Source organism: Phenylobacterium sp. (assembly GCF_030697925.1).
Lineage (GTDB): Bacteria > Pseudomonadota > Alphaproteobacteria > Caulobacterales > Caulobacteraceae > Phenylobacterium.
Genome location: NZ_JAUYOJ010000068.1, coordinates 1 through 1,515 on the forward strand (window position 1 = coordinate 1; position 1,515 = coordinate 1,515).

General features: G+C 64.6%; 3 protein-coding genes and 1 pseudogene. All 4 read left to right on the forward strand.

Going from position 1 to position 1,515, the window contains the following annotated elements; genetic code table 11:
* Positions 1 to 37: 37 nt before the first annotated feature.
* A complete protein-coding gene (gene rpsC, locus Q8Q88_RS06750) occupies positions 38 to 796 on the forward strand; it encodes a 30S ribosomal protein S3 (RefSeq protein WP_305674436.1) in 759 nt (252 codons plus the stop codon).
* A 9-nt stretch (positions 797 to 805) separates the two neighbouring features.
* Positions 806 to 1,237: a 50S ribosomal protein L16 gene (gene rplP, locus Q8Q88_RS06755; RefSeq protein WP_305674437.1), complete on the forward strand. Its 432-nt coding sequence runs from the start codon at positions 806 to 808 to the stop codon at positions 1,235 to 1,237.
* Positions 1,237 to 1,431: a 50S ribosomal protein L29 gene (gene rpmC / locus Q8Q88_RS06760; protein WP_254836847.1), complete on the forward strand. Its 195-nt coding sequence runs from the start codon at positions 1,237 to 1,239 to the stop codon at positions 1,429 to 1,431. Before rplP ends, rpmC begins: the two co-directional genes overlap by 1 nt.
* Positions 1,432 to 1,444: 13 nt before the next feature.
* Positions 1,445 to 1,515: pseudogene (locus Q8Q88_RS06765) on the forward strand (30S ribosomal protein S17); the annotation flags it as partial.

The following is a 1,515-nucleotide window of genomic DNA, read 5'->3' on the forward strand; positions in this document are numbered from 1 at the left end:
TCACCATCGTGGTCCGCGAATTGGGTGAGGCCGCCTGATGGGTCAAAAAGTCAATCCGGTCGGGCTTCGCCTCGGCATCAACCGCACCTGGGACAGCCGCTGGTTCGCCGACGGCGCGGACTATGGTCGGATGCTCCACGAGGACCTGAAGATTCGTAAGAATCTGAAGAAGCGCCTCTACCAGGCCAGCGTCTCGCGCATCATCATCGAGCGTCCGCACAAGAAGTGCCGGATCACGATCTACGCCGCCCGCCCCGGTGTCATCATCGGCAAGAAGGGCGCGGACATCGAGAAGCTCCGCAAGGACATCGCCGCGATGACTCAGGGCGAAGTGCACCTGAACATCGTCGAGATTCGCAAGCCCGAGACCGACGCCCAGCTGGTGGCCGAGAACATCGCCCAGCAGCTCGAGCGCCGCGTCGCCTTCCGTCGCGCCATGAAGCGCGCGCTGCAGAGCGGCATGCGACTGGGCGCCAAGGGTATGCGGATCGAAGTCTCGGGCCGCCTCGGCGGCGCGGAAATCGCCCGCGCTGAATCGTATCACGAGGGCCGGGTGCCGCGTCACACGCTGCGCGCCGACATCGACTACGGCGTGACCGAGGCCAAGACGACCTACGGCATCATCGGCGTGAAGGTGTGGGTCTTCAAAGGCGAAGTCCTCGACCACGATCCGATGGCGCTGGACAAGCGCCTGGCCACTGAATCCGGCCCGGCCGGCGAGGGTGGCGGACGTGACCGCTCGGGCGATCGTCCCGACCGTGGTCGCCGTGACCGCCGCGAGCAAGCTGGAGCCTAGGGTAGAGCCATGCTGTCTCCGAAGAAAACCAAGTACCGTAAGCAGTTCAAGGGCAAGATCCACGGAACGGCGAAGGGCGGCTTCACGCTGAACTTCGGCGCCTATGGCCTCAAGTCCGTCGAACCGGAACGCATCACCGCGCGTCAGATCGAAGCCGCTCGTCGGGCGATCACCCGCCAGATGAAGCGCCAAGGCCGCGTGTGGATCCGGATCTTCCCGGACGTGCCGGTCACCGACAAGCCTGCGGAAGTCCGGATGGGTAAGGGGAAGGGCGCCGTCGAATACTGGGCGGCCCGCGTTCACCCCGGCCGCATCATGTTCGAAATCGACGGCGTGCCGGACGATGTGGCCCGTGAAGCCCTGCGCCTCGGCGCGGCCAAGCTTCCGGTGAAGACCCGCATCGTCACCCGTATCGACGCCGCTGTGGCGGAGGCCGCGTGATGAAGATCGACGATATCCGGGGCATGACGCCCGACCAACTCGGCGAGACCCTGCTGAACCTGAAGAAAGAGCAATTCAACCTGCGCTTCCAGGCGGCGACGGGCCAAGTCGAGAAGACCCACCGCGTCGACCAAGTTCGCAAGGACATCGCGCGGATCAAGACCGTCCTGCGTTCCAAGCAGACCGCGGCCTAAGGAGACAACGAACATGCCCAAGCGAATTCTCGAAGGCGTCGTCGTCTCCGACAAGGGTGACAAGACGATCGTGGTGAAGGTCGA

Coding starts and splice junctions, on each gene's coding strand:
- rpsC (WP_305674436.1), top strand. CDS start 38: ATGGGTCAAAAAGTCAATCCGGTCGGGCTTCGCCTCGGCATCAACCGC.
- rplP (WP_305674437.1), top strand. CDS start 806: ATGCTGTCTCCGAAGAAAACCAAGTACCGTAAGCAGTTCAAGGGCAAG.
- rpmC (WP_254836847.1), top strand. CDS start 1,237: ATGAAGATCGACGATATCCGGGGCATGACGCCCGACCAACTCGGCGAG.